Here is a 24,938-nt window from a genome sequence, read left to right on the forward strand (position 1 = left end):
ACGCTGACACTACATGTGACGTGCCAGATGCGCAGATCCTTCACTCCGGACCCCACTCATGATCCCCTTCTCCGTGCTCGACCTCGCGCCCATCCGTCAGGGCGGCGATGCGTCGCAGGCTTTTCGCAATTCGCTTGATCTCGCCCAGCATGCCGAAGCCTGGGGCTACAAGCGGTTCTGGCTGGCCGAGCATCACAACATGACGGGGATCGCGAGTGCGGCGACGTCGGTGGTGATCGGGCATGTCGCGGGCGGGACCAGGACGATCCGGGTCGGCTCCGGCGGCATCATGCTGCCGAACCATTCGCCGCTGATCATTGCCGAGCAGTTCGGCACGCTGGCCTCGCTCTATCCGGGGCGGATCGATCTCGGGCTCGGGCGCGCGCCGGGCACCGACCAGCTCACGGCACGGGCGCTGCGGCGCGACCTCGCGACGAGCTCCGAGAATTTTCCGCATGACGTGCTGGAATTGCAGGCGCTGCTCGGCGACATCAAGCCGAACCAGACCATCCGGGCCGTGCCCGGCATGGGAACTAACGTGCCGCTCTGGATCCTGGGATCGAGCACCTTTGGCGCGCAGCTCGCAGGCATGCTCGGCCTGCCGTTCGCGTTCGCCTCGCACTTTGCGCCGCAAATGATGATGCCGGCGCTGCGGGAGTATCGCGCGCGCTTCGAACCCTCGGCGCAGCTCGACAAGCCCCATGCGATGGTCGGCGTCAATGTGTTCGCCGCCGACAGCGACGTTGAGGCGCAGCGCATGTTCACCTCGCTGCAGCAGCAGTTCATCAATCTTAGGCGCGGCACGCCCGGCCCGCTGCCGCCGCCGGTCGAAGACATGGACGCGCTGTGGTCGCCGGCCGAGAAGGCCATGGTCGCTCAGTCGCTATCGTGCTCGGCGGTCGGCTCGCCTGACGTGGTCGAAGAGAAGCTGAAGGCGCTGATCGCGGAGACCGGCGCGGACGAGCTGATGACGACGGGACAGATCTACGATCACGCCGCCCGGCTGCGCTCGTTCGAGATCGCGGCCGAGGTGCGGGACCGGCTGGCGGGGCAGCCAGCGGCGTGATCACCAGGATTGAGTGCGTGGCCTCCATGGTTCGAGACGCCCGCCTTTGGCGGGCTCCTCACCATGAGGGTCTAACATTCTCGCCGCGAAACCAGACCTCATCCTGAGGAGCCCGCATAGCGGGCGTCTCGAAGGATGGCCGCCGGCAACAGTCAGGCCTGCATCGTTCGAGACGCGCTTCGCGCTCATCACCATGAGGGTTGCGGACTAATCCGCAAATCCGAACAGCTTCGCCGGATTGTGCACCAAAATCTTCTCCAGCTCCGCCTGGTCGGGCGCGTAGCGGTACATCAGCTCCAGCAAATCGGCGTCGTTGGGCGGCTGCTTCACCGACACCGGATGCGGCCAGTCGCTGGCCCAGACGCAGCGGTCAACGGCGGCCTCGATATAGGCGCGCGCGATCGGGATCACGTCGTCGTAAGGCGGGCCGGCCTTCGAGGTCTTTTCGCCGAGCGACAGCATCACCCAGAAATTTCCCTTGGCGAGCAGCTCGAGCATCTTGCGCAGATTCGGATCGTCCTTGCCGGCCTCGGGGTCGGGCCGCGCCATGTGGTCGATCAGCACGGGCACGTCGAGATTTTCGTACTTGGCGACGCTGGAGACGATGCCGTCTTTCTCGGGCTGGATCTTGACGTACCAACCGAGCTCGCGGATGCGCGCGATGGCGCGAGCGAAGTCGGCGTCCGACAGCACGGCGCCGAGCTCCTGGCGGAAGCTGAAGCGCGCGCCGCGGACGCCTGCATCATGCAGCTTGGCGAGATAGGAATCGTTGGCCTCGGCGAACACCAGCGCGTTGGCGCAGCCGCGATAGTTCGGACCCATCGCGGCGAGGCCGTCGAGCACCACGGCATGATCGGCGCCGTAAGTCGTAGTCTGCACGATGATGCCGCGCTCGATGCCGAGCGTCTTGTGGACGCGCAGCGCCGCTTCCCAGGTCGCCGTTGGCATCCGATAGGCCGCACCTGGACGCTCCGGATATTTATCCACGGGACCGAGCACGTGAAACTGGCTGTCGACGGTTTTGGGCGGCGGCGCCTTGACCGGGCGGCGCGGGTTCGGGTCGAACGGCAGATAGGTCGGCATGCGGCAGGCTCCCTCAGTCGATCATAGCGGTGAAGTCGCACTGCACCAGCGCGCCGCCATCCATGTTGTCCATCGGCAGCGCGTGGCGCGCCGGGCGCGAATGCTCGTCCGGAAACATTTTGAGCCACTCGACATTGACCGGGCCGCGGTCGTTGCGGTCCTTCAGCCACACCGTCATCTTGATGATGTCGTCCGTGGTGCCGCCCGCGGCCTCTATTGTCGCCTTCATATGCGCAAACATGTTGGCGCATTGCGCGTCCAGGCTCTCGGGCATGACGCCGTTGCCATCGCGGCCGAGGATGACACCGGACATCACGAGATGACCGATGCGGCAGGCGTTCGGGATCGGATTGGCATGCTTGAAGCCGCCGATATGGATGCTCTTGCGACGCGTGTGACCATTCATGATGCGCTCCCTTTCATGTGTTGACTCAGACGAACTGGCACGACACCGAGCCGAACGTGCCATAGTCGGCATGGAAGGTGTCGCCGCGGCGGATGTCCACGGGCCGCGTGAACGAACCTGCCAGCACCACTTCCCCGGCGGCGAGATGTTCGTCATGCGGCGCGAGGCGGTTGGCGAGCCAGGCGATGCCATTGGCGGGATGGTTGAGCACGCCGGCCGCAAGCCCGGTCTCCTCGACCTCGCCGTTGCGGAACAACAGCGCGCCGATCCAGCGCATGTCCGCATCCATCGGGCGGAACGGCCGGCCGCCGAGCACCAGCGCGGCATTCGCCGCGTTGTCCGAGATCGTGTCCATGACTTTCCGGGTCTTGCCGGTCTCGGGATCGACGCGGTGCATGCGCGTCTCCAGAATCTCCAGCGCCGGGGTGACGTAGTCGGTGGCGTTGAGCACGTCGAAGATGGTGCAATCGGGACCGCGTAGCGGCGCCTTGAGCACGAAGGCGAGCTCGACCTCGATCCGCGGCGCGTGAAAGCGGTCGAACGGAATCGGCGTAGCGTCGGCATAGAACATGTCGGCGAACAGCACGCCGTAATCCGGCTCGGAGATGCCGACCGCGTTCTGCATCGCCTTCGAGGTCAGGCCGATCTTGTGCCCCTTGATGACGCGGCCGCGGCCGAGCTGAAGTTTGGTCCAGGCGCGCTGAACGGCGTAGGCATCCTCGATCGCGAAATCGGGATAGTCCTTCGAGAACATCGGGATCAGCGTCTTGGTGCGCTCGGCTTCATCGAGGCGCGCGGCAAGGCGTTCGATCGTGGCGGTATCGAGCATGGTCTACTGCTCCGCCGCGACGGTGTTACGCAGCACGCCGATGCGGCTCGACGCGACCTCGACGACGTCGCCAACTTTCAGCCAGCGCGGCGGGTCGAAGCGGGCGCCCGCCCCGGTCGGCGTGCCCGTCACGATCATGTCGCCGGGCTTGAGGGTCGCGAACGTGGAGAGATAGGAGATCAGAAAGTCGAACGGGAACATCAGCCGTTCTGTCGTGTCCTGCTGCCGTACCTCGCCGTTGACGCGCGTGATGATGTCATGGGGCCCGCGCGGGTCGAGTTCGTCCGCGGTGACGATCCACGGTCCGATGCTGCCGGAGCGGTCGAAATTCTTGCCCTGCGTGACATTGAACTTGCCGTGGCGCAGCCAGTCGCGGATCGTGCCCTCGTTGCACAGCGTCATGCCGAAGATGTGCGCCCAGGCTTTTTCGCGCGGAATGTGACGGCCGCCCTGGCCGATCACGATGACGAGCTCGCCTTCGTAATCGAGCTGGTCCGAAACCTTGGGCTTCTCCAGCGGCTGACCGGAGCCTGTCATCGAGGACATGCTGCGCACGAACAGGCTGGGATACTTGGGCAGGTCCGAGCTGTCCTTGTACTCGGCGTTGCGCTCGGCGTAATTGACACCGATGCACCACAGCTTCTCCGGCGCCAGCACCGGCGGAAGCAGCACGAGATCGTCGAGTGCGTGGTCCGGCTTTTGTCCGGCGATGGCTTCCTGCGCGTCGGCCAGCGCATTGGCCGCAATCAGCGCCCTCACGTCGGAGAAGTCGCGGCCGATCCGCCTGGTCAGATCGACGACGCCGCCTTCAACGGCGGCACCGTAGCGCGGCTCTCCGTCCAGAAGATAGCTCACGAGTCGCATTGTCGTTCTCCAATGGTCTTGACGGCGCGGCCCAAGGCTGCGCGCTTACTCGGTCGATTTGGAAGTCTGGAACACGCCGCGCAGCGTCACGATCTCGCCGAGCCGGGCGTAGCGTGGCCCGCCGATGCGCGCGATCGGGTCGAGCGCCGCGGTCTCGACCTTGCCGTCGTTCACGAGGCCGTCGCGAATGTGGAACATCACGACCTCGCCGACGATCAGCCGGCTGCGGGCATCGCCGAATTCGAGGCACTGCCGGAAACGGCATTCCATCGCGACGGGTGCAACGCCAAGCCGCGGCACCTTGATGCGCTCGCTCGGATGCGTCTCCAGGCCAAGCTCCGCGACCTCGCTGATCTCAGGCGGATGCTCGACGGAGCTGTCGTGCACCGCCTGCATCAGCGGGGTATCGGCGATGTGGATGACATATTCCTCGGTGTCGAGGATGTTGTGCGCGGTGTCCTTGTAGTCCGCGCCCTTGCGGCCGACGCCGATGGCCAGCATCGGCGGCTTCTGCGAGACGAAGGTGAAGGCGCTGAACGGTGCGAGGTTGAGCACGCCTGAGCGCGACAGGCTCGTCACCCAGGCGATCGGACGCGGTACCACGATGCCGGTCATCAGCCGGTAGATGCGCTCGGCGCCGAGCTCAGCGGGGTCGATCCGCATCGATCAATCCGCCTTGATGTTGGCCTTGCGCACGATCGGAATCCATTTGGCGTCCTCACGTTCGAGATAGGCCTTGAACTCGTCCGGCGTCATCGCGACGGCTTCTCCGCCGAGCTTCTCGAACCTGTCGACCACGGCCGGGTCTTTCAGGATCGCGGTCAGCGCCTCGTGCAGCTTGTCGATAACAGGCGCCGGCGTGCCTGCCGGTGCGAACAAGCCGGTGAAGGTCTGGCCGTCAAAATCCTTGTAGCCGAGTTCAGTGAAGGTCGGCACGTCAGGCAGCGACTTCAGCCGGTGCGGGCTGGTGACGGCCAGCGCCCGGAACAGGCCGGCCTTGATGTGCTGCAGGCTGACCGTGAGCTGGTCGAACGCGAACTGCACCTGGCCGCCGAGCAGGTCGTTGACCGCAGGCGCATTGCCGCGGTAGTGCGCGGTGACCCATTGCAGATCGAGGCTGGACTGCATCAGCTCGCTGAGCAAATGGTTGGTGGTGCCGGGACCGGGCGAGGCCATGGTCAGCTTGCCGGGCTCGCGCTTGGCGAGGTCGATGAATTCCTTGAATGTGGTCGCCTGCACGGAGGGATGAACCTCGAGCACCAGCGGCGTCATCGAGATCGTCGTGATCGGAAGGAAGTCCTTCTTCCAGTTGTAGGCGTCGCGCTTGTTGATCTCGGTTGCGAACAGCACCGGGCCGTTGGCACCGACGAACAGCGTGTAGCCGTCGGGCGCCGATTTCGCAAAAGCCTCGCCCGCGATCATGCCGCCGGCGCCGGCCTTGTTCTCGATGATGAAGGGCTGGCCGAGCTTTTCCTGGAGCTTGTCGGCGATGATGCGCGCGGCGCTGTCGACATTGCCGCCGGCCGGATAGGGCACGATCAGCTTGACGTTGCGCGCCGGCCATTGCTGGCCCGACGCCGGTCCCGCCAGCGTCGCCGCTGCGGCAGCCATGGCAATCCAGATTAATCTCATGTTAACCTCCCGGCAGCGCTTGCAATTCCAAGTCGCTTGCAATTCCAAGTCTTCGAATTCGACGTCGAATGCCCGGACGTTGCTTATGGCATCTCGATCGGAGCGCAGTCTCCGAATGCGCGCTTTACCTGTCGAGTGAATTGTGGCGTTCTTGTCCATATTATGGACAAGACGACTTCCGCGAAATCCGCCCGCCGCATGACGGAACCGCGACAAGGCGCGCAGGCGATCCGGCGCGCGCTCGCGGTGCTGCGTATTCTTGCCGCAGGCCGTGAAGACGGCGTGCCGCTGGCCGAGGTGGTGCGGGCGACCGGCCTCACCCGTCCGACCGTGCATCGCATCGTCCATGTGCTGATCGAGGAAGGCATCATCGAACGGCACGACAAAACCGACCGCTACGCGATCGGCAATCAGGTGCCGGAGCTCGCGCTCGCACGGGCCCGACCGTCGCGGCTGCTGATCGCCGCCAATCCGTCGCTGCAACGTGCGTCGACCGAGATCGGCGACACGCTGTTCCTGACGGTGCGGACCGGCAACGACACGCTGTGCGTCGATCGCAGGATCGGCGTCTATCCGATCCAGGTGCTGTCGATCGAGATCGGCGCGCGCCGGCCGCTCGGCGTCTCCAGCGCAGGCGTCGCCATCCTCGCCGCGATGCCGGCGCAGGACGCGCGAAAAATCGTCGCAGCCAACGAGAAGAGATTCGAGGCCTACCGGACCGATGTTGCGACGGTACTGGGCGAGGTCACCGCCGCGAGACGGCTGGGATACGGCATGAGGGAGATCGGCTTGGTGCAGGGTACGAAATCGATCTCGACCTGGATCAAGACGCCGGACGGCCGCCCCGCTGCCGCGATGACCGTCTCCGCCGTTCGGACGAGGCTCGGCCCCCGCCGCGAGCAGGAGGTCGCGGAGATTTTGCTGCGGGAAGCGCGCGCGATCGAGCAGGCGATCCGGGGCGGTGGTGCCCAGGACGTGTACTCATAACGTCGGCTTGCGAATGCAGAGCGGAAGTCTCCCACCTCGGGCGTGATCCGCGGCTTGTGGACCCATAGGCGACTTTGGGGGCCGCCCATGGATGCCGTCTCATTTTCCCCAGCGGGCCCATTCATCGTAGTACACCATAATTGATCGCGGCGCTGTGACAGTGCATTCGTGGCTTGTTGTCGGCCTCGACGGATTATCCGGAACGCCAATCCAGCTAAGCATTTTCTTGCGCTCATCCCACAGCAGATCAAATTGACCAGAACGACCAGCGACTCCGAACCTAATGAAGCCATCGTCAGCCCCCGTGATGTTGCCCGACATGATCTCGGCCGCGGATTGGGTCTCTAGAACTACTGTTTTTGTAGAGCGATCCAAAGTGACGAAATATGGACCATATTGGCCTGGGCAGGTGAGCGAAAAGGCATCGACCGGGTCGCGACGTTTCGGATCAAATTGCTCCGGCTGCCAGAATGCGGAAAGCATTGTTCTGCCGGTAACTTCCGCGCAGGCGTGTCGCAGCAAAGGTCTTCCCAGTTCTTCTGCGGGCATTCCCGGCCACGTCATCACGTTGCGCTGGCGGTTGAAGGAGAAAAGGATGCGTCCTCCCGTGGCCCTGAGGCTGAAGTCGAGTTGCGCGTCGGTTGCTGCGATGATCTCGCCCGTCACAATGTTCCCACCGGCGCGCTCAAATACAAAATGGTTTGTCTTGAGGTCGTAGGTTACGAAGTAAGGTTGCTGCTGCTGATAGTATTTGCCGTCGCACCGAACGGATGTTGGTTCGGCTTCTGCCTGCAGGGCGCAAGCGAAGACCATGAACAGTGATAGTATGAGATGTCGCATCGATCACCAGCCTAGGTTGCTACCTCCTTATGATGCCTCAGCGTTTATGCTCCGATAACGCGAAGCGCGGCTTTTACACCATTTCGACATTTCGGGTTCGATCAGAATACAGGAATGGACCGAGACGAGCGCGACTTCTGGATCTGGCCCATCTGCGACCTCGGAGGCCATCCGCTCTTCGGCCGATGTTGGCGGTAAACCGGACATCAAGCGGCCAGCCGCTTGGTGAGTGCAGGGCCTAGCGGATGGTCCACTCCCCCGCATGCGAGGAGAAAGGAGCGTCCTGCCGTTGCAGCCACGGGCTCGCATCACACTCTCGTTGCGAGCCGCCGCGCGCCGTAGTCAATGGGCTGACGCAGTGCGCGGTTTGTGGCACAAGAGCCGCCTCCGCCGACCGACCAACGAGGCCACGCATGCCCGCGCCAAAACCGCCCGCCTTCGAGACCCTGAGCCTGCATGCGGGCCAGCATCCGGATCCCGCGACCGGCGCCCGCGCGGTGCCGATCTACCAGACCACGTCCTACGTGTTCCAGGATTCCGATCACGCCGCCGCGCTATTCAATCTCGAACGCGCCGGCCATATCTATACGCGCATCTCCAATCCCACCACCGGCGTGCTGGAGGAGCGGCTCGCAGCACTGGAGGGCGGCGTCGGCGCGATCTGCACCGCGAGCGGCATGGCGGCGCTGCATCTCGCCATCGCCACGCTGCTCAGCGCCGGCGACCATATCGTGGCGTCGAGTTCGCTCTATGGCGGCACCATCAATTTGCTGGCGCACACGCTGCCGCGCTTCGGTATCACCACGACTTTTGTGAAGCCGCGCGATCTCGATGCATTCCGCGTGGCGATCAAGCCGAACACAAAGCTGGTGATCGGCGAGACCATCGGCAATCCCGGGCTTGAGGTGCTGGACATTCCGAAGGTCGCGGCGATCGCGCATGACGCGAAGATCCCGCTGCTGATCGACAACACCTTTGCCACGCCCTATCTCAGCCGTCCGATCGAGCTCGGCGCCGACCTCGTCATGCATTCGGCGACCAAATGGATCGGCGGCCACGGCATCGCCATCGGCGGCGCCATTGTCGACGGCGGCCGGTTTGATTGGCGTTCATCCGGAAAATTCGGCGTGCTCACCGAACCCTATGGCGGCTATCACGGAATCGTCTTCGACGAACAGTTCGGCACGGCCGCCTTCATCATGCGCGCCCGCACCGAAGGCCTGCGTGATTTCGGTGCTTGCCTGTCGCCGACCAACGCGTTCCAGCTGTTGCAGGGCGTTGAGACGCTCGGCGTGCGCATGGACCGCCACATCCAGAACACACATCTCGTGCTGGAAGCACTGAAAGCCAACAAGGCGGTGGATTGGGTGCTGCATCCCTCGCTCGAGGACCACGCGGATTACCAGCTGGCAAAACAATTGCTGCCGCGCGGCGCCGGCTCGATCGTCTCCTTCGGCATCAAGGGCGGGCGGTCCGCGGGGCGCAAGTTCATCGAATCGCTGCGCATGATCAGCCATCTCGCCAATGTCGGGGACGCCAAGACGCTGGTGATCCACCCCGCCTCGACCACACACCAGCAGATGGACGCGGCGCAGCTCAAGGCGTCCGGCATCGGCGAGGAATTGGTGCGACTGTCGGTCGGCATCGAGACGGCAAGCGACATCATCGACGATCTTGCGCAGGCGCTGCGCATCTCGCAAAAGGTCTGACGCCATGAAGCTTTCCGTCAACGGCGCCGAAATGTTTGTCGCAACCGGCGGCCGCGACTTCGACAAGTCCCTGCCTGCGGTCGTGTTCCTCCATGGCGCCGGCTTCGATCGTTCGACCTGGGCACTGCACACGCGCTGGTTCGCCCATCACGGTTTTGCCGTGCTGGCGCCTGATATGCCCGGTCACGGCCGCTCGTCCGGGCCTTCGCTTGGCAGCATCGCCGAGATGGCCGACTGGACGGCCGCGCTGCTCGATGCGGCCGGAGTTACGAAGGCGCATCTGATCGGCCATTCCATGGGATCGCTGATCTCGCTGGAGACGGCGGCACGGCATCCCGAAAAAGTATCCGCACTGAGCCTGATCGGCACGGCCGCGACCATGACGGTCGGCCCGGATCTGCTGAAGGCAGCCGAGGCCAACGACCAGGACGCGCTCGACATGGTCTCGATCTGGGGCCTCGGCTTCAGCGCCGAACTCGGCGGCAGCCTCGCACCGGGCCTGTGGATGCATGGCGGCGCGCAGGCCGTGTTGAAGCATTGCGAGCCGGGCGTGCTGTTCAGGGATTTGTCGGCCTGCAATGCTTACGCGAATGCGCTTCAAGCCGCCGCGAGCGTGAAGGTGCCAGTCACACTCATCCTCGGCGAGCGAGACATGATGACACCGGTGAAGGCCGGCAAGGCGCTCGCGGCGGCGATCCCGCATGCGAAGACCGTCGTGGTACCGGGCGCGGGCCACATGATCATGGCCGAACGCCCGGATGAACTGCTGGCTGCGCTCAGGAACTGAAAGGATCAATCGTCCATCTTGCGCGTTGCGGTCAGACATCCCTGTGAAATCCAGAGGGAACTGAACCTATGCCAAGACAGGAAGTCATCCGCAAAGCCAGACAAGACAAGCGTGCCGGCAAATCGGCAAGCACGCAGGCCGGCGAATTCGTCAAGGACGAGATCGACAAGATCCGCAAGGGCAAGCATGGTGCGCGCTCGACGCGGCAGGCTGTCGCCATCGGTCTGTCCGAGGCACGCCGCGCCGGCGTCGATCTCCCGCCGCCGCGAAAGGGACGCGTCAAGAAGACGACGCGCCGCAGCGCCAAATATGCCTACGAGGTCGGCCAGGGCAAGCGCACTCCGAAGCGCCGGCCGCGCGTGTCGCGGGCCGTCGAGGAGGTTTTGAAAAAGGAGCCGCGCTCGACCGCATCGCGCAGTGCATTGTCGAAGCAGGGCAAGCGCGCCGCGGGCCGGCGAACGGCTGCGTCGCGTTCGGCCGCGGCGCGCAAGGCGAGCCGCACCAAGGGCGCCAACGTCCGCTCCGCCGCCGCAAAGAAGGCGGCACGCACCAGAGCGCGCCGCCGGAGTTGAGTCTCGTTTCGCTCAGGAACCCGGCGTCCACTTCCAGACGATGTCGGACACGTTGACCGGCTTCGGAATCAGGCCAAGCTTTGCAAAACGGTCGGCGACCGCCTGCTGGCTCTTGGTCACCTCGGCGTCGAGCGGCACCACGCGATAGGTGGAGCGATTGACGAAGCGGCGGACCGCTTCGATGTCGACGCCGGTCGCCTCGGCCTGTGCCTTTGCGACCTCCTCGTGATGCGACTCCGCCCACACGCCTTCAGACGCAAAGGCCGTATTGAGCTTTGCGACCAACGAGGGATACTTCTCAACGAAATCGGTGTTGGCGATGTAGTAGGCGTTCGGCTTGTGCACATCCTTGTCGAAGACGAGAACCCGAGCGTTCTCCTTCAATTCGGCGAGCGCCAGATAAGGATCCCAGATCGACCAGGCATCGACCGAGCCCTTGACGAAGGCCGCCGTCGCATCGGCCGGCGCGAGCGGCGCCGGGGTGATATCGGACCAGGACAGGCCTCCCTTTTCGAGCGCCACGACCAGGAGATTGTGTGCGCTCGATCCTTTGCCGAAGGCGATGCGCTTGCCCTTGAGGTCCGCCAGCGTCTTGATCGGCGAATCCTTCGGCACGATGATCGCCTGATTGTCGCCGTCGGACTTCACGGCCGCGACATAGCGGATCCTGGCGCCGCCGGCTTGCGCGAAGATCGGCGGCGTATCGCCGACAAAGCCGAAATCGACGCTCCCGACATTGATGGCCTCCAGCAGCGGCGGGCCGAACTGGAAGTCGATCCACTTGATCTCGATGCCGAGCGGCTTGAAGGCGCTTTCGAGCGTTTGACGTTGGCGAACCGCAGGGAAGAAGCCGCCCTTCTGCGTACCGATGCGGATTTCGACCGGCTTGTCCTCAGAGCGTGCCGGTGCGGCCAAGGCGATCGCGAGCAGAAGCGTCGTTGCGAGAATGTGTCGTCGATTGATCATGACGTGGCCCTTTCGGTGGGATCAGTTGGCGAAAAATTGGGAATTCGCGCGCCGGCTTCGTTCGGAGAACACCGCACGGGCAGCACGCTCGGCTTCGCGCGCCGAGCGGAACTGGCGACCTTCGAGACTGTCGAACAGCCGCTCGGAGGAGAAGAAACGGAAGCCGCGCGCGTCTCGCGTGACGATGCCGGCGGCGCGGTCGTGGATTTCGATGATGTAGGCGTTGGACTGCTGTTGGGACATGACTGCTCGCTCGCCGGGGTCTCGGCGTTCCTGTCTTGAGATTTGCTGCGTGAAGTGCTGTGAGGCGGCGGTTAGCAACAACAACAGGCGCCGGTGGCCGCCGAGAAACAGCGCCGCGTCATGCATGCATGCATGCATGTCGTTGTTGTTGTTGCGCTGGTGATCGGTTCTCATGTGGCGGCTTCGGCTCAAGGAGCAGTTTCGATGCTGCGAATATCGAGGGATTGACGCGTTCGGTCAATGAAATGGGTATCCATATTTGCCACCGGCGCGCATCGGCACTTCTCCCGGTGCGAGCGCAGGCAAACGAATTTATCTCGCGATGAGTTCAACGCCGGTGCGCGGCCGGCCATGGTACTGTCCGCTCCATAAGCAACAGCTGACAGGGAGGCCCGATCATGGCGGAGGTTCTGAAGGGACGCACCGCGCTCGTCACCGGGGGCTCGCGCGGAATCGGCGCTGCGGTCTGCCGTGCGCTGGCCGAGGCCGGCGCGGCCGTGGCGATCAACTGCCGCGAGCGGATCGGGCAGGCCGAGCAACTGGCGGATGAGATCGGCAAGCGCGGCGGCCGCGCCATCGCCGTTGCTGCGGACGTATCGCAGCGCGAGGCCGCGACCGCGATGGTCAACCGCGTCACGAACGAGCTCGGCCCCATCGACATCCTCGTCAACAATGCGGGTATCGCCATCACACGCGGCATCGACGATCTCACCGAGGACGATTTCGACCGGACGATTTTGGTCAACCTGAAATCCGTCTTCCTGTGCACGCAGGCGGTGCTGCCGACGATGCGCGCGAAGAAATGGGGCCGCATCGTCAACATCTCCTCCGGTGCCGCGCGCGGCGCCGGCGCGATCGGGCCGCACTACAACGCGTCCAAGGCCGGCCTGGAGGGCCTGACGCGCGGCTATGCGGCGCGGCTGGTGAAGGAAGGCGTCACCGTCAACGCAGTGGCGCCGTCGCTGATCGAGACCGACATGATGAGTGGCCAGCCGCAGCTCGTCAGCCGCATCCCGCTCGGCCGCTTCGGCACGGCGGAGGAGGTCGCGAAGGCCGTGATGCTGCTGGTCGATAACGCTTACATGACCGGGCAGACGGTCGCGCTCAGCGGCGGCATGGCGTTCAATTAGGGGCAGCACTCGCAGCGAGCTCCCCCTTCGCTCTCTCCTCCAGGACGGGGCTATCGCATATGAAGAAAAACGTGGCGGGGAGCGCCTGCGGCCATCCTTCGAGACGCCCGCCTCACGGCGGGCCCTCAGGATGAGGTCGCGTTTCGCGGCGAGATGATCCTCATGGTGAGGAGCCCGCCAAAGCGGGCGTCTCGAACCATGCAGGCCGAGCACGTCCCGCGACCTCAGAGCCCCTCTCCCCGCACGAGCAGACGAGGAAGACGAGAGAGCGTCACCACATCGTAGCCGCAGCCCGCTCCGGCCAGATGCGATCATACTCCGCGCCGCCGACCTTGTTCTCGCTCATCTCGGCGAGGATCTGGCCCGGCGTCGGCAGCATTTTGGGGTCGACGCGCTTGTCGGGATTCCAGAGGTCGGAGCGGACGATGGCGCGGGCGCACTGGAAGTAGATTTCGTCGACCGTCACCACCATGACGCTGCGCGGCGCCTTGCCTTCGACCTTAAACGAGGCGAGCAATTCGGGATCGATGGAGAGATGCGCCCGCCCATTGGCTCGGACCGCGTTGCCGGAACCGGGGATCAGGAACATCAGCGACACCCGCGGGTCGCGCACAATGTTGCGCAAGGAATCGACCCGGTTGTTGCCGCGGCGATCCGGCAGCATCAGCGTCTTCGGGTCATGAATGCGGACGAAGCCGGAGAGATCGCCGCGCGGCGAGCAGTCGATGCCCTCGGGTCCGATGGTGGCAAGCGCGGCGAACGGCGCCTTTTCGATGAAGACCCGATAGAGCGGGGTGACGTGGTCGGCGACTTTCACGGTCGAGGCATCGTTGGTGACGCCGTAGATGGCCTCCAGCTGCTCGACCGTTTCGATCACCGACATTCCGTTCTCCTTGTTGCGCCGGCCGCTATTCGTGCCAGCCTTCATTCCTGATCACGCGCACGAGATGGCGGCTGTGATATTCGGCGCTGCCCGCGTTGAGGATGGTGACATCGGCATTGCCCGACGCGCAGACGCTGCGCGACAGCCTTTCCGCGACGTTGCCATCGCTAATGCGCGCCCGGGCGGCAAGCCGCTGCGCCAGCACATCCGGCGGCGCCGTGATCGCGACCACGACGACGTTTGCATACGCTTGGCGCAGTGCGCCAATGACGGTGCGTGAAACGTTGATGACGACAGCGCGCCCGGCACGGATATCGTCGTTGATCTCAAGCGGCAAAGCGTAGGAATGCCCGTGCGCCTCCCAATGCACGGCAAAATCGCCGTGCTCGCGCGCGCGCCGGAATTCGTCGGCGCTCACCGCGACATTGTCCTCGTCAGCGGAGGATTCGCGCGTCACGACACGGCGCGGAAAGACGACGTTGCGATCATCGACACAGGCCGCTTGCGCGAGCCGCAGCAAGGTGTCCTTGCCGGCGCCGCTGGGGCCGACCACGAGCACGAGCCGCCCGGGTCCAATCCCGCCTGTCGCGTCCTGCACCATGGTCACAGTCTCGCTCATGCGACACGGCTTCCTTCGCGCCAGACGCTGCGGACGACGGGAACACTGCCCGCGACGTGCACGCGGATCAGATCGGCGCGCTTGCCGATCGCGACCTCGCCGCGGTCGGTGAGGCCAACCGCTTCCGCAGGCGCCTTCGTCACGGTGCGAACCGCCGCCGAAAGGCTGATGGCGGGCACGTGCTCAGGCAAATGCAGCGCAGCCATCAGAAGGCTCGAGGGAATGTAATCCGACGACAGAATATCGAGCAGGCCTTCGCGGGCGAGATCGACCGCCGCGATGTTGCCGGAGTGCGAGCCGCCGCGCACGACGTTCGGGGCGCCCATCAGGATGTCGATGCCGGCCTGGTGCAGGCTGCGCGCGGCCTCCAGCGTGGTCGGGAACTCGGCGACCGAAACGCCATCGCGCAGGGCGTCCGCGACGTTTTCCTCGGTGGTGTCGTCATGGCTGGCGAGCGGGATCTTGTACTCATGCGCCAGCGCCACGATCTCACGCATGTTGGCTGCGGCATAAAGCTTCTGATATTCGAAGCGCTTCGCGAACAGCTCGTCGAGCTCGGCATCGGTCTTGCCGCCACCCTTGCCGCGATAATAGTCACGCAGCTTGACCTCGTCGCGAAACTGGCGCTGGCCAGGCGTGTGGTCCATCAGCGACATCAAGCGGACGTCAGGACGGTCGATCAGCTCCTTTGCCTCCTCGACCACGCTCGGCATCGGGATTTCGCAGCGCAGATGCAGGAAGTGGTCGGCACGCAGCAATTTGGCATCGCGCGCGGTCGCGATCGCGGCGGCAAGCACGCCGGCGCGGCCATCGACTTCTTCAGCGCCGTCCTCGCGCCAGACCCGGAGCGAATCGAACACCGTGGTGATGCCCGATGTCGCGAGCTGGCCGTCATAGGAGACGACGGCAGCAACCGGATTCCAGAACACTTTTGGCCGTGGCACGTAATGCGCTTCGAGATGGTCGGTGTGGAGCTCGATCAGGCCGGGCATGATCAAATCGCCGCCGGCATCTTCGGCGCCCGCGGGCGCCCTGCCCTCACCGATCTCGGCAATGCGTCCGTCTGCGAGAGCGAGCCAGCCCTGCTCGATCATCCGTTCCGCCAGCACGATCCTGGCGTTGGCGATCACGATGTCGTTCGGCTTGGCGTTCATGTCTATTTCCTTCAGGCCGCGACGGCGAAGCTGGTGACGTCGACGATGCGGTCGGCAATCAGATGACGGATTTCGTCGTCATGGACAATGGCGACCATGGCGACGCCCCGGCGCTTCTTTTCGGCGACCAGCTCGACCACGACGGCGCGGTTGGCGGCGTCGAGCGAGGCGGTGGGCTCGTCGAGCAGCAGGACCGGCAGGTCCGAGATGAAGCCGCGCGCGATGTTGACGCGCTGCTGCTCGCCGCCGGAGAAGGTCGCGGGCGGAAGCTGCCAGAGCCGCTCGGGGATATTGAGATGATGCAGCAATTGGCCGGCACGGGCTTGCGCCTCCGCGCGCGCCAGGCCGTTGACGATCAGGGGTTCGGCGACCACGTCGACGGTCGCGACGCGCGGCACCGCGCGCAGGAACTGGCTGACATAGCCGATGGTTGCGCGGCGGACGTTGAGGATCTGGCGCGGCTCGGCCGTGGCGAGATCGATCAGCGCGCCGCGATGGCTGATGCCGATGCGGCCGGAGTCGCAGCGATAATTACCGAAGATCATCTTCAGGATCGACGATTTTCCGGCGCCTGACGGCCCCGACAGCACGACGCATTCGCCGGGATTGACGTGGAAGGTCACGCCGCTGACGACAGGCAGCTCGATGCCACCCTGCAGGTGCATCGTGAAGGTCTTGTTGGCGTCGGCGATGTCGATCATGGCGGTCATTGCGATGCTCATGCTGGAAAGGCTCATCTCGGAAAAGCTCATGGCGGCAGAATCGAGGAGACGAGGAGCTGGGTATAGGGCTCCCGTGGGTCGTCGAGCACCTGGTCGGTGAGGCCGGTCTCGATGACGCGGCCCCCCTTCATCACCATCACGCGGTGCGACAGCAACCGCGCGACCGCGAGATCGTGGGTGACGATGATGACGGCGAGACCAAGCTCGGCGACCAGGCTGCGCACGAGGTCGAGCAGGCGGGCCTGGACAGAAACATCGAGCCCGCCGGTCGGCTCGTCCATGAAGACGAGACGCGGCTCGGTGACGAGGTTGCGGGCGATCTGGAGACGCTGGCGCATGCCGCCGGAATAGGTGCGCGGCGCATCGTCGATGCGTGCGATGTCGATCTCGACGCGGGTCAGCCAGTCCGACGCGGTATCACGGATACGGCCGTAGTGATTCCACCCCACCGCCATCAGCCGCTCGCCGACATTGGCGCCGGCCGAGACCGCCATGCGCAGGCCCTGCGCGGGATCCTGGTGCACAAAACCCCAATCGGTGCGGAACAGGAAGCGCCGCTCGGCCTCGCCCAGCGTGGCAAGATCGCGGGTGACCCCGTCGCGCATCCGGTAGGAGACGTGCCCACCGCTGGCTGCGAGCTGTCCCGACAGGAGCTGAAGCAGCGTCGATTTGCCCGAGCCGGATTCGCCGACGATCGCCAGCACCTCGCCGGGATAGAGGGCAAAGGACACGTCGCGGCAGGCGGCGATACGGCCATAGGATTTGCTGAGAGAGCCGGCAACGAGCAGTGGCTGGTCGGTTTCGCGCATGTCGGGATCAGCCAAGTCTTGATCAGCCATGTGAACCCGCCTTCTCCTTGTACGGCGCGGCGCTGAGGCTGCCGCGATGGCCGGCGGCCTGGCGGCCCTCGCAATAGTCGGTGTCGGAGCAGACGAACATGCGCCCGCCCTTGTCGTCGGTCACGATCTCGTCGAGATAGGAATTTTCGGCCGCGCACAGCGCGCAGGGCGCGTTGAAGCGATACGGCTCGAAGGGATGGTCTTCGAAGTCGAGCGACACGACCTGCGTATAGGGCGGGATCGCATAGATGCGCTTCTCGCGGCCGGCGCCGAACAGTTGCAGCGCCGGGCAATTGTCCATCTTGGGATTGTCGAATTTCGGCGTCGGCGACGGGTCCATCACGTAGCGCGCGTTGACCTTCACGGGATAGGCGTAAGCCGTCGCGATGTGGCCGAAGCGAGCGATGTCCTCGTAGAGCTTCACATGCATCAAGCCGTATTCGGCCAGCGCGTGCATGCGCCGCGTCTCGGTCTCACGCGGTTCGAGGAAACGCAGCGGCTCCGGAATCGGCACCTGATAGACCAGCACCTGATTCTCGTGCAGCGGCGTCTCCGGGATGCGGTGACGGGTCTGGATCACGGTTGCATCTTCGGTCGCCGTCGTCGTGGCGACGCTGGCGGTCTTGGCAAAGAACTTTCGGATCGAGATCGCGTTGGTGGTGTCGTCGGAGCCCTGATCGATCACCTTCAGCACGTCCTGGGGGCCGAGGATCGCAGCGGTCACCTGCACGCCGCCGGTGCCCCAGCCATAAGGCATCGGCATTTCACGGCTGGCGAACGGCACCTGATAGCCCGGGATCGCGATCGCCTTGAGGATCGCGCGGCGGATCATCCGCTTGGTCTGTTCATCGAGATAGGCAAAATTGTAGGCGGGCGCGTTCATTCCGCGGCCTCCTTCATGGCGTCAGGCGCATTGGCCTCTGCGAATTCCTGGCGCAGCTTGCGCAACAGGCCGAGCTCGGACTGGAAGTCGACATAATGCGGCAGCTTCAGATGCTCGACGAAGCCGGTCGCCTGGACGTTGTCCGAATGCGACATCACGAATTCTTCATCTTGTGCCGGGGCGAGTGCTTCTTCGCCGAGTTCGCGCGCGCGCAACGCGCGGTCGACCAGCGCCATCGACATGGTCTTGCGCTCGCTCTGGCCGAAGGCGAGGCCATAACCACGGGTGAAGCACGGCGCTTCCGTCGCGGAGCCCTTGAACTGGTTGACCATCTGGCACTCGGTCAGCTCGATCGAGCCGAGCGGCACGGCGAAGCCGACGTCTTCCGCCGAGAATTCGACCTCGACCTCGCCGAAGCGGATCTCGCCGGCGAAGGGATGATTGCGGCCGTAGCCGCGCTGGGTGGAATAGCCCATCGCCAGCAGAAAACCTTCGTCGCCACGCGCGAGATTTTGCAGGCGCAGGTCACGATCCGCGGGAAAATTGAGCGGCTCGCGGGTGAGGTCGCCGACGCTGGCGCCTTCCTCGGCCTGCGGCGAGGATTCGATCAGGCCGGCGCGGCCGAGGATGTCGGTCACCCGCGGCGTTGGCGCTGTCGACGCTTCGGCCGTCGCGGGCGCTTCCGGCACAAAACCCTCGGCGAGCGAGGGATCGAGCAGGCGGTGGGTATAATCGAAGGTCGGCCCGAGGATCTGGCCGCCGGGAATATCCTTGAATGTCGATGACACCCGCCGCTGCACCCGCATCGCGCCGGTCTCGACCGGCTCGCCGGCGCCGAAGCGCGGCAGCGTGGCGCGGAAGGCGCGGACCAGGAAGATCGCCTCGATCAAATCGCCACGCGCCTGCTTGATTGCGAGCGCCGCGAGCTCGCGGTCATAGAGCGAGCCTTCGCTCATGACGCGGTCCACGGCGAGGCCAAGCTGCTCCGAGATCTGGTCGAGGGAAATTTCCGGAACGCTTTGGTCGCCGCGCCGTGCACTGGCGAGCAGGCGATGGGCGTTCTCGATGGCGCGTTCGCCGCCTTTGACTGCGACATACATGCGGCTAGCTTCCTTTGTTCACGACACGCGTGGTGCGGGGGATCGCAACCACGGCGTCCTCGGCGACCAGCACCACATCGGTGCCGCGCGGAAACAGCGTCTCGTTGACACGCAGGCGCTCGAACAGGTCGAACGGCCTGATCGAGGCCTGGAGCGTCGCGACACCGTCGATGCCGGGGCCGCGCAGCTCGAAGCTGCGCCCTGAGTCCAGGCTCTCGACCTGAAGGATCAATGTGGTCGAACGATCCGGATATTCGCTAGTGCCGAGCGCGAAGCGCTCGAGCGAAGGCAGCGCTCCGCCGTCGCTGATCAGCGCGAAGCCTGCGATCGAGGAATCCTGCACCACCGGCGCGCCGGTGTGGAACTTCAGCCATTTTGCCACGTCGGTGCTTTCCGACATGCGCGCATCGAGCCAGAGCGGCGTGTCGTGGTCGAACAGAGTCAGCGCGATCGCGGCGGTGCCGCGCATCATTATATGAGGCGCTCCTGATGTCCGCACGATGCGCTGGACCGACCCCGGCCGCGCCATCGCGTCCATGACCGAACGAAAGGTCGATTGCGCCGACAGCACCTTGTCGGCGAACCCCGGCGGCAGTTCCGCAATCGTGGTCATGATCTCACCCTTCACCGCGCACCATGGTGTAGAAATCAACCTTCGTCGCGGCGGTCTCGGCCGCCGCCTGCTTGCGCCTGACCATAAGCTGCTCACGCAACGGCGCGATAATTTCCCGCTCCACCGCTCCGCCGAAATCGCTGGACTGCACCAGCGCATCGCACAGCGCGATCAGCCGCGCCTTCTCACCGTCGCGACCGAGCGTGTAACCGAAACCGACCTCGCCGCTCGCGAGCCTGATCGCGGCGCGCGACACCGTCGCTTCGCCGAGATTGAACGGCGCACCGTCGCCGCCGACCCGGCCGCGCAGCATGACGAGGCCATTTTCCGGCGCACGCAAATCCTGATGCGCCGGCAGGGCGAGAGCGCGGAGGCGAGCGGCGATCTCGCCCGCCTCCGCGTGCGCCAGCACGGCCATTGCGGCCTTGCGCCGGGCTTGCTGATTGTTGTGCTGGGTCACCAAATCCACCGAACCTGTTTGCCGAACTTGCCGAATCCAAGTTGTCTATGATACTAGACAACTTGATACCGGAGCGCCATGACTGTTTCGTGACAAGGGCGTGATTTCTGGAGTAGCTTCCCGGCCACATGAGCATGCAGGATACAGCCTCCTCCGGCGTCGCCTTGTGGCGCCTCGTTGCCGACGGCATCGAGCGCGGCATCGCCGACGGCCGCTTTGTGGCCGGCGACAAGCTGCCGGGCGAGATGGAGATCGCTGAAACCTATCGCGTGAACCGCCACACAGTGCGGCGCGCGCTGGCCGCGCTTGCCGAGCGCGGCATCGTGCGGGCCGAGCGTGGCAGCGGAACCTATGTCGAGGCGCAGAAGCTCGCCTATCCGCTGCGCTCGCGGACCCGCTTCTCCGAGATCGTCGGCGCGGACGGTCGCGAACCGCATGGCCGGTTGATCGAGGCGTCCGATGATGCCGCGACCCGCGAACTCGCGCGGGAACTTGGATTGAAGGCCGGCGCACCACTGGTGCGGATCGAGGCGATGCGCCTCGCCGACCGCACGCCGATCTGCGTCTCCACCACTTGGCTGTCGGCGGAATTGTTTCCGGGGGCGGGCAATGTATTCGCCGCGACGCGCTCGATGACGAAACTGCTCGAGCATTACGGCGTCCGCGACTATCGTCGCGGCGCGACCCGCATCACCGCCGGCATCGTCGACGCAACCGACGCCGCACGGCTCGATCTGGCGCTGGGACGGCCGATTCTGGTGGTCGACGCGACCGACCATGACCTCGACGGCAAGCCGCTGGTCACCAAGCATTCGCGCTTCGCCGCGGAGCGGGTGGAATTTTTGGTGGAGTCGTAGCAACCATGAAATGGAGGCTACGGTGTCTGCGATTAAGCCACCGCCCTTCGCCCGATGATGGCGAAGCGGAGTTTTCCCGAGACGAAATCGATCGCGGCGACCGCGACCAGAATCATCAGGATCAGGAACGACACCTTCTGCCATTCCAGCACGCGGATCTGCTCGGCGAGCTGGAGCCCGATGCCGCCGGCGCCGACGATGCCGATGATGGTGGCCGAGCGCGTATTCGACTCGATGAAATAGAGCACCTGACCGGCGATCACCGGCAGGACCTGCGGCAACAAACCGAAACGGATCTCGTGCAGCGCACTGCCGCCGGACGCGCGGATGCCTTCGACCTGCTTCTGGTCGGCGCCCTCGATCGCCTCCGAGAACAATTTTCCGAAGGCGCCGAAATCGGACACGGCTATGGCGAGCACGCCGGCAAACGGGCCGAGCCCGACCACGTTGATCCACACCAGCGCCCAGATCAGGGTATCGACGCCGCGAATCGAATCCAGGAAACGTCGCACCGGGAAGCGCAGAATGCTCGACGGCACCACGTTGCGGGCGGCCAACAGGCTGACCGGAAGCGCGAACACGGCCGCAAGCGTCGTGCCGAGCAGCGCGATCGACAGCGTCTCGCCCAGCGCCTTCAGATAGATCGGCAGCGACGAGCCGGGATCCGGCGGGATCATCATCAGGCTGATCCAGCCGAGCTGGTTCAGCCCTGCGAAAAACCGCGACGGCGAGAAATCGAGATCGACGAGGCCGTAGACCAGGATCGCGAACGCCGCGACGATCATCGCCGGCATCGCAAGCCGCGCCGAGGCCGGCCGGTCGAACATTTCAGGATAGCGCGCGCGAAGCGCTACGGTGTCGATCTCCTGCCGCCCCGTCACGTCCGCGTCTCCCTGCCGAACAGCCGGCCGCGCAGCCAGCCGGTGCTGATGTCGATGACGAAGACCGTGACGATGATGGTGAGCAGGATCGCGCTGACGTCCGAGTAATAGAACTTGCGGATGGCGACGACGAGCTCCTGGCCGATGCCGCCGGCGCCGACGAAACCCATCACCGAGGCTTCCCGGACATTGACCTCGAAGCGCAGCAGCGCGTAGCTGGCATAGCCCGCGGTCACCTGCGGCACGACGGCAAAGCGCATGCAGGAGAGCCAGCTCGCACCGGTCGAGCGAATGCCTTCGACCGGCTTCATGTCGGCGTTCTCGACGATCTCCGAGAACAGTTTTCCGAGCGCGCCGGTGGAGTGGATCGCGATCGCGAGCACGCCGGCCATCGGCCCGAGCCCGAAGGCGATCACGAAGATCAGAGCGAAGACGATACCGGGCACGGTGCGGGCGAATTCGAGCAGGCGGCGCACCGTGAAGCGCAGCCAGGGCGACGGCGAGGTGTTTTCGGCCGCGAAGAAGTTGAGCGCGAAAGCGAACGTTGCACCGATCAGCGTGCCTACATAGGAGATCAACAGCGTCTCGCCGAGCATCCTCAGCCATTTGCGCCAGCCCCACAGCCACTCGCCGACATCGGTCCAAACCCGCTGGCCATTGTCGAGCGCGAAGATGCGGTCGAAATAGCTGAGGAAGTTACCGTAATGGGCGAAGAGGGTGCGCAGGTTCACTTCCGCGCCGATCGCGGCGAGAAACAGTGCTGCAGCGAAGATCACGGCTCCAAACAGGAGTCGCAGCCGCTTGCGCGCGACCGCCTGGCGATAGGCGGCGTTGAGCACGGCGAGCTGCTGCTCGGGGAGGATCGAAACCGCGACGGTCATCTGGCCAGGAAAAATGGTCGATCAAAGAGAAAGAGCCGGGTCCATCGACCCGGCTCCAATGCCATCATCCTGAAATCAGGACGCCTTCTTCTTACGCAGTGCATCGACGAACTTGATCAGCTCGATCGTGCCATCCCAGTCCTTGGTGGTGGCGGGATGAAAACCCTTCTTCTGGCCATCCTGGAGGCGATCGAAGGCCGCCTTGTCCTTGGCGGGCGCGTCGAAGAACGCCTTTGCGATGGCCGCCTTCGCCTCTTCCGGCAGGTCCGAATTGTAGGCGTAGGGGCCGTTGATGATCGGGTCCGACTTGTGGATGATGCGGAAATCGTCCTTCTTCATCGGCGGACCGTCGGCATTCTTCAACATGCCCTTGGTCAGCATCTGCGCCAGCGTCGAATCGTCATCGCTGGTCCACTGGTTGGCCGCAACGTCGACGGTGCCCTGCGCGAGCGCCAGGATCGCATTCTCATGGCTGCCGGTGAAGACGACCTTGCCGAAATAGGTGTCGGCGTCCGCGATGCCCATCTTGTCGAGCTCGAAGCGCGGCACGTTGTTGCCGGAGGTCGAGTTCGGATCGACGAGGCCAAGGTTCTTGCCCTTGAGCTGATCGACGCTCTTGTAGGGGCTGTTCGCCTTGACGAAGAACACCGAGTAGTAGCCGGTCGAGCCGTCCGCGTTGATGTCGTTGGCGAAGGCGTCGGTCTTGACGCCGGTCAGGCGGGCGCGGGCGAACGAGGCCGAGCCATAGCTCGCGATATGGATGTTGCCGGCGCGCTGGCCTTCGATGACGGCGGCGTAGTCGTTGGCGATGCGCAGCGTGACCTTCACGCCCAGCTCCTTGGAGAGATAGTTCATGAACGGCGCCCAGCGCTCGGTAACGCCCGAGGCGTTTTCCGCCGGAATGACCGCGAAGGTCAGTTCGGGATATTTGGCTTTCCAGTCGTCGGCGGAGGCTGAGGTCGTGAACGCGAGCGCGGCGGCGCCGGCAAGAACTAGTCTACGAGTGATCATGATAGCCTCTTCATCGGTTGGGGTCGGTTGACGCAAGAACTGAAAACAAAACAAGCGCGGCTCAGGCGGCGGCCGCCGTTCCAAGTGCCGGAACGCCCTGGGGCGCCGGCACGGGCATGCCGCCCATGATTTCGGCGGCTTCGAGATCGTAGAGCTCGCGCGCAACGTAATCGGTCAACTCAGCCGGCGCGCCGTCGAACACCACGCGGCCCTGCGCCATGCCGATCAGGCGGTCGCAATAGCTGCGCGCCAGATCGAGCGAGTGAAGATTGCAGAGCACGGTGATGCCGAAATGCTTGTTGATGCGCAGCAGCGCATCCATCACGATCTTGGTGTTGCGCGGGTCGAGCGAGGCGATCGGCTCGTCGGCGAGGATGATGTCGGGCTGCTGCACCAGCGCGCGGGCGATCGCCACGCGTTGCTGCTGGCCCCCGGAAAGCTGGTCGGCACGCTGGGCTGCGAGCGGGGCGATGTCGAACTGCTCGAGCGCGGACATCGCCAGCGCCTTGTCCTGCTCAGGCCAGGTCTGCGTCAGGGAGCGCCAGGCCGGCATCGTCGCGAGTCGCCCCATCAGGACGTTGGTGAGCACGTCGAGCCGGCCGACCAGGTTGAATTGCTGGAAGATCATCGCGGAACGTGCCCGCCACTGCCGCAACTCCTTGCCGCGCAGCGCCGTGACGTCGATGCCGTCGAACAGGATGCGGCCTTGCGTCGGCGTCGCCAGGCGGTTGATGGTCCGCAGCAGGGTCGACTTGCCGGCGCCGGATCGCCCGATCACGCCGACGAAGCCGCCGGGGGAAACTTGAAACGAAGCGTCGTCCACCGCGGCTTTCACGCCGAAGCGACACGTCAGACCTTCAACCACCAGCATGCAGGGCTCCAGAGTAGCTTGGGCCCACCGCTAACGCCGGCGCTTGACAC

The 24,938-nt window shown here is 64.8% G+C and carries 29 protein-coding genes; 7 read left to right on the top strand and 22 right to left on the bottom strand.

The genetic code is table 11. The features are described from left to right. The first annotated feature begins 58 nt into the window (after window positions 1-58). Window positions 59-1,066, top strand: coding sequence for an LLM class flavin-dependent oxidoreductase (locus IVA74_RS33280; RefSeq protein ID WP_247351323.1), 1,008 nt, complete (start codon window positions 59-61; stop codon window positions 1,064-1,066). 207 nt (window positions 1,067-1,273) lie between these two features. Here the strand turns inward: IVA74_RS33280 and IVA74_RS33285 are convergent, their stop codons facing one another. From IVA74_RS33285 to IVA74_RS33310, 6 genes are read right to left on the bottom strand one after another with little or no spacing between them, the layout of a single operon-like run. Further along, the gene (locus IVA74_RS33285) at window positions 1,274-2,149 is read right to left on the bottom strand and encodes an amidohydrolase family protein (RefSeq protein WP_247351326.1); all 876 of its coding nucleotides are present in this window, start codon (window positions 2,147-2,149) and stop codon (window positions 1,274-1,276) included. A gap of 13 nt (window positions 2,150-2,162) precedes the next feature. Further along, complete coding sequence (locus tag IVA74_RS33290) at window positions 2,163-2,555, bottom strand: RidA family protein (RefSeq protein WP_247351327.1); 393 nt, start codon at window positions 2,553-2,555, stop codon at window positions 2,163-2,165. A 25-nt stretch (window positions 2,556-2,580) separates the two neighbouring features. Next, on the bottom strand, window positions 2,581-3,384 hold the full coding sequence (gene hpaH / locus IVA74_RS33295; protein ID WP_247351328.1) for a 2-oxo-hept-4-ene-1,7-dioate hydratase: 804 nt from the start codon (window positions 3,382-3,384) through the stop codon (window positions 2,581-2,583). A 3-nt stretch (window positions 3,385-3,387) separates the two neighbouring features. Further along, complete coding sequence (locus IVA74_RS33300) at window positions 3,388-4,248, bottom strand: fumarylacetoacetate hydrolase family protein (RefSeq protein ID WP_247351330.1); 861 nt, start codon at window positions 4,246-4,248, stop codon at window positions 3,388-3,390. Window positions 4,249-4,293: 45 nt separating this feature from the next. Further along, window positions 4,294-4,911, bottom strand: a complete 618-nt coding sequence (locus IVA74_RS33305; RefSeq protein WP_247351333.1) for a flavin reductase family protein — start codon at window positions 4,909-4,911, stop codon at window positions 4,294-4,296. Window positions 4,912-4,914: 3 nt separating this feature from the next. Further along, complete coding sequence (locus IVA74_RS33310) at window positions 4,915-5,880, bottom strand: tripartite tricarboxylate transporter substrate binding protein (protein WP_247351334.1); 966 nt, start codon at window positions 5,878-5,880, stop codon at window positions 4,915-4,917. Between the two features lie 162 nt (window positions 5,881-6,042). On the opposite strand from IVA74_RS33310, the gene IVA74_RS33315 reads away from it, so the two are divergent. Further along, a complete protein-coding gene (locus IVA74_RS33315) occupies window positions 6,043-6,867 on the top strand; it encodes an IclR family transcriptional regulator (protein ID WP_247351336.1) in 825 nt (274 codons plus the stop codon). Between the two features lie 99 nt (window positions 6,868-6,966). On the opposite strand, the gene IVA74_RS33320 is transcribed toward IVA74_RS33315, so the two are convergent. Beyond that, window positions 6,967-7,707 (bottom strand): hypothetical protein, encoded by a 741-nt coding sequence (locus IVA74_RS33320; RefSeq protein ID WP_247351337.1) that lies wholly within the window; start codon window positions 7,705-7,707, stop codon window positions 6,967-6,969. Window positions 7,708-8,120: 413 nt separating this feature from the next. Between IVA74_RS33320 and IVA74_RS33325 the strand changes: the two genes are divergently transcribed. The 3 genes from IVA74_RS33325 (at window position 8,121) to IVA74_RS33335 (ending at window position 10,775) form a co-directional block, all read left to right on the top strand. Then, the gene (locus IVA74_RS33325; RefSeq protein WP_247351338.1) at window positions 8,121-9,416 is read left to right on the top strand and encodes an O-acetylhomoserine aminocarboxypropyltransferase; all 1,296 of its coding nucleotides are present in this window, start codon (window positions 8,121-8,123) and stop codon (window positions 9,414-9,416) included. A gap of 4 nt (window positions 9,417-9,420) precedes the next feature. Continuing rightward, entirely contained in the window at window positions 9,421-10,203 is a 783-nt protein-coding gene (locus tag IVA74_RS33330) for an alpha/beta hydrolase (RefSeq protein WP_247351339.1), read from the top strand. A gap of 68 nt (window positions 10,204-10,271) precedes the next feature. Continuing rightward, complete coding sequence (locus IVA74_RS33335) at window positions 10,272-10,775, top strand: DUF6496 domain-containing protein (protein WP_247351340.1); 504 nt, start codon at window positions 10,272-10,274, stop codon at window positions 10,773-10,775. A 12-nt stretch (window positions 10,776-10,787) separates the two neighbouring features. Here the strand turns inward: IVA74_RS33335 and IVA74_RS33340 are convergent, their stop codons facing one another. After that, window positions 10,788-11,741 (bottom strand): aliphatic sulfonate ABC transporter substrate-binding protein, encoded by a 954-nt coding sequence (locus tag IVA74_RS33340; protein ID WP_247351342.1) that lies wholly within the window; start codon window positions 11,739-11,741, stop codon window positions 10,788-10,790. Between the two features lie 21 nt (window positions 11,742-11,762). Next, the gene (locus tag IVA74_RS33345) at window positions 11,763-11,984 is read right to left on the bottom strand and encodes a hypothetical protein (RefSeq protein ID WP_247351482.1); all 222 of its coding nucleotides are present in this window, start codon (window positions 11,982-11,984) and stop codon (window positions 11,763-11,765) included. Between the two features lie 398 nt (window positions 11,985-12,382). Here IVA74_RS33345 and IVA74_RS33350 point away from each other — a divergent pair, with 398 nt between their 5' ends. Next, window positions 12,383-13,114, top strand: coding sequence for a 3-oxoacyl-ACP reductase family protein (locus IVA74_RS33350; protein WP_247351344.1), 732 nt, complete (start codon window positions 12,383-12,385; stop codon window positions 13,112-13,114). 271 nt (window positions 13,115-13,385) lie between these two features. On the opposite strand, the gene IVA74_RS33355 is transcribed toward IVA74_RS33350, so the two are convergent. The 9 genes from IVA74_RS33355 to phnG are packed head-to-tail and all read right to left on the bottom strand — an operon-like array spanning window position 13,386 to window position 20,345. Continuing rightward, window positions 13,386-13,997, bottom strand: coding sequence for a pyridoxamine 5'-phosphate oxidase family protein (locus IVA74_RS33355; RefSeq protein ID WP_247351345.1), 612 nt, complete (start codon window positions 13,995-13,997; stop codon window positions 13,386-13,388). Window positions 13,998-14,022: 25 nt separating this feature from the next. Then, entirely contained in the window at window positions 14,023-14,616 is a 594-nt protein-coding gene (gene phnN, locus IVA74_RS33360; protein ID WP_247351346.1) for a phosphonate metabolism protein/1,5-bisphosphokinase (PRPP-forming) PhnN, read from the bottom strand. Next, window positions 14,613-15,770, bottom strand: coding sequence for an alpha-D-ribose 1-methylphosphonate 5-triphosphate diphosphatase (locus tag IVA74_RS33365; RefSeq protein ID WP_247351347.1), 1,158 nt, complete (start codon window positions 15,768-15,770; stop codon window positions 14,613-14,615). The genes phnN and IVA74_RS33365 overlap by 4 nt, the downstream gene beginning before the upstream one ends. An 11-nt stretch (window positions 15,771-15,781) precedes the next feature. Further along, window positions 15,782-16,480 carry a phosphonate C-P lyase system protein PhnL gene (phnL, locus tag IVA74_RS33370; protein ID WP_247351485.1) on the bottom strand — a complete coding sequence of 233 codons (699 nt, stop codon included), beginning with the start codon at window positions 16,478-16,480 and terminating at the stop codon, window positions 15,782-15,784. A 38-nt stretch (window positions 16,481-16,518) separates the two neighbouring features. After that, the gene (gene phnK / locus IVA74_RS33375; RefSeq protein ID WP_247351349.1) at window positions 16,519-17,331 is read right to left on the bottom strand and encodes a phosphonate C-P lyase system protein PhnK; all 813 of its coding nucleotides are present in this window, start codon (window positions 17,329-17,331) and stop codon (window positions 16,519-16,521) included. After that, complete coding sequence (locus IVA74_RS33380; protein ID WP_247351353.1) at window positions 17,324-18,214, bottom strand: alpha-D-ribose 1-methylphosphonate 5-phosphate C-P-lyase PhnJ; 891 nt, start codon at window positions 18,212-18,214, stop codon at window positions 17,324-17,326. The genes phnK and IVA74_RS33380 overlap by 8 nt, the downstream gene beginning before the upstream one ends. Continuing rightward, entirely contained in the window at window positions 18,211-19,314 is a 1,104-nt protein-coding gene (locus IVA74_RS33385) for a carbon-phosphorus lyase complex subunit PhnI (RefSeq protein WP_247351355.1), read from the bottom strand. The genes IVA74_RS33380 and IVA74_RS33385 overlap by 4 nt, the downstream gene beginning before the upstream one ends. Before the next feature lie 4 nt (window positions 19,315-19,318). Next, on the bottom strand, window positions 19,319-19,927 hold the full coding sequence (gene phnH, locus IVA74_RS33390) for a phosphonate C-P lyase system protein PhnH (RefSeq protein ID WP_247351356.1): 609 nt from the start codon (window positions 19,925-19,927) through the stop codon (window positions 19,319-19,321). Between the two features lie 4 nt (window positions 19,928-19,931). Beyond that, window positions 19,932-20,345, bottom strand: coding sequence for a phosphonate C-P lyase system protein PhnG (gene phnG / locus IVA74_RS33395; protein ID WP_247351357.1), 414 nt, complete (start codon window positions 20,343-20,345; stop codon window positions 19,932-19,934). 170 nt (window positions 20,346-20,515) lie between these two features. Between phnG and phnF the strand changes: the two genes are divergently transcribed. Further along, window positions 20,516-21,244, top strand: a complete 729-nt coding sequence (gene phnF / locus IVA74_RS33400; RefSeq protein WP_247351358.1) for a phosphonate metabolism transcriptional regulator PhnF — start codon at window positions 20,516-20,518, stop codon at window positions 21,242-21,244. 32 nt (window positions 21,245-21,276) lie between these two features. Here phnF and phnE (IVA74_RS33405) read toward each other — a convergent pair whose 3' ends face one another. The 4 genes from phnE (IVA74_RS33405) to phnC form a co-directional block, all read right to left on the bottom strand. Then, window positions 21,277-22,125, bottom strand: a complete 849-nt coding sequence (phnE, locus tag IVA74_RS33405) for a phosphonate ABC transporter, permease protein PhnE (protein WP_247351359.1) — start codon at window positions 22,123-22,125, stop codon at window positions 21,277-21,279. Continuing rightward, window positions 22,122-23,006: a phosphonate ABC transporter, permease protein PhnE gene (phnE, locus tag IVA74_RS33410; protein WP_247351360.1), complete on the bottom strand. Its 885-nt coding sequence runs from the start codon at window positions 23,004-23,006 to the stop codon at window positions 22,122-22,124. Before phnE (IVA74_RS33410) ends, phnE (IVA74_RS33405) begins: the two co-directional genes overlap by 4 nt. A gap of 75 nt (window positions 23,007-23,081) precedes the next feature. Next, window positions 23,082-24,017: a phosphonate ABC transporter substrate-binding protein gene (phnD, locus tag IVA74_RS33415; RefSeq protein WP_247351361.1), complete on the bottom strand. Its 936-nt coding sequence runs from the start codon at window positions 24,015-24,017 to the stop codon at window positions 23,082-23,084. Between the two features lie 61 nt (window positions 24,018-24,078). Next, complete coding sequence (phnC, locus tag IVA74_RS33420; protein WP_247351362.1) at window positions 24,079-24,888, bottom strand: phosphonate ABC transporter ATP-binding protein; 810 nt, start codon at window positions 24,886-24,888, stop codon at window positions 24,079-24,081. Between the last annotated feature and the right edge of the window lie 50 nt (window positions 24,889-24,938).

The organism is Bradyrhizobium sp. 132, from assembly GCF_023074185.1.
Classification (GTDB): domain Bacteria; phylum Pseudomonadota; class Alphaproteobacteria; order Rhizobiales; family Xanthobacteraceae; genus Bradyrhizobium.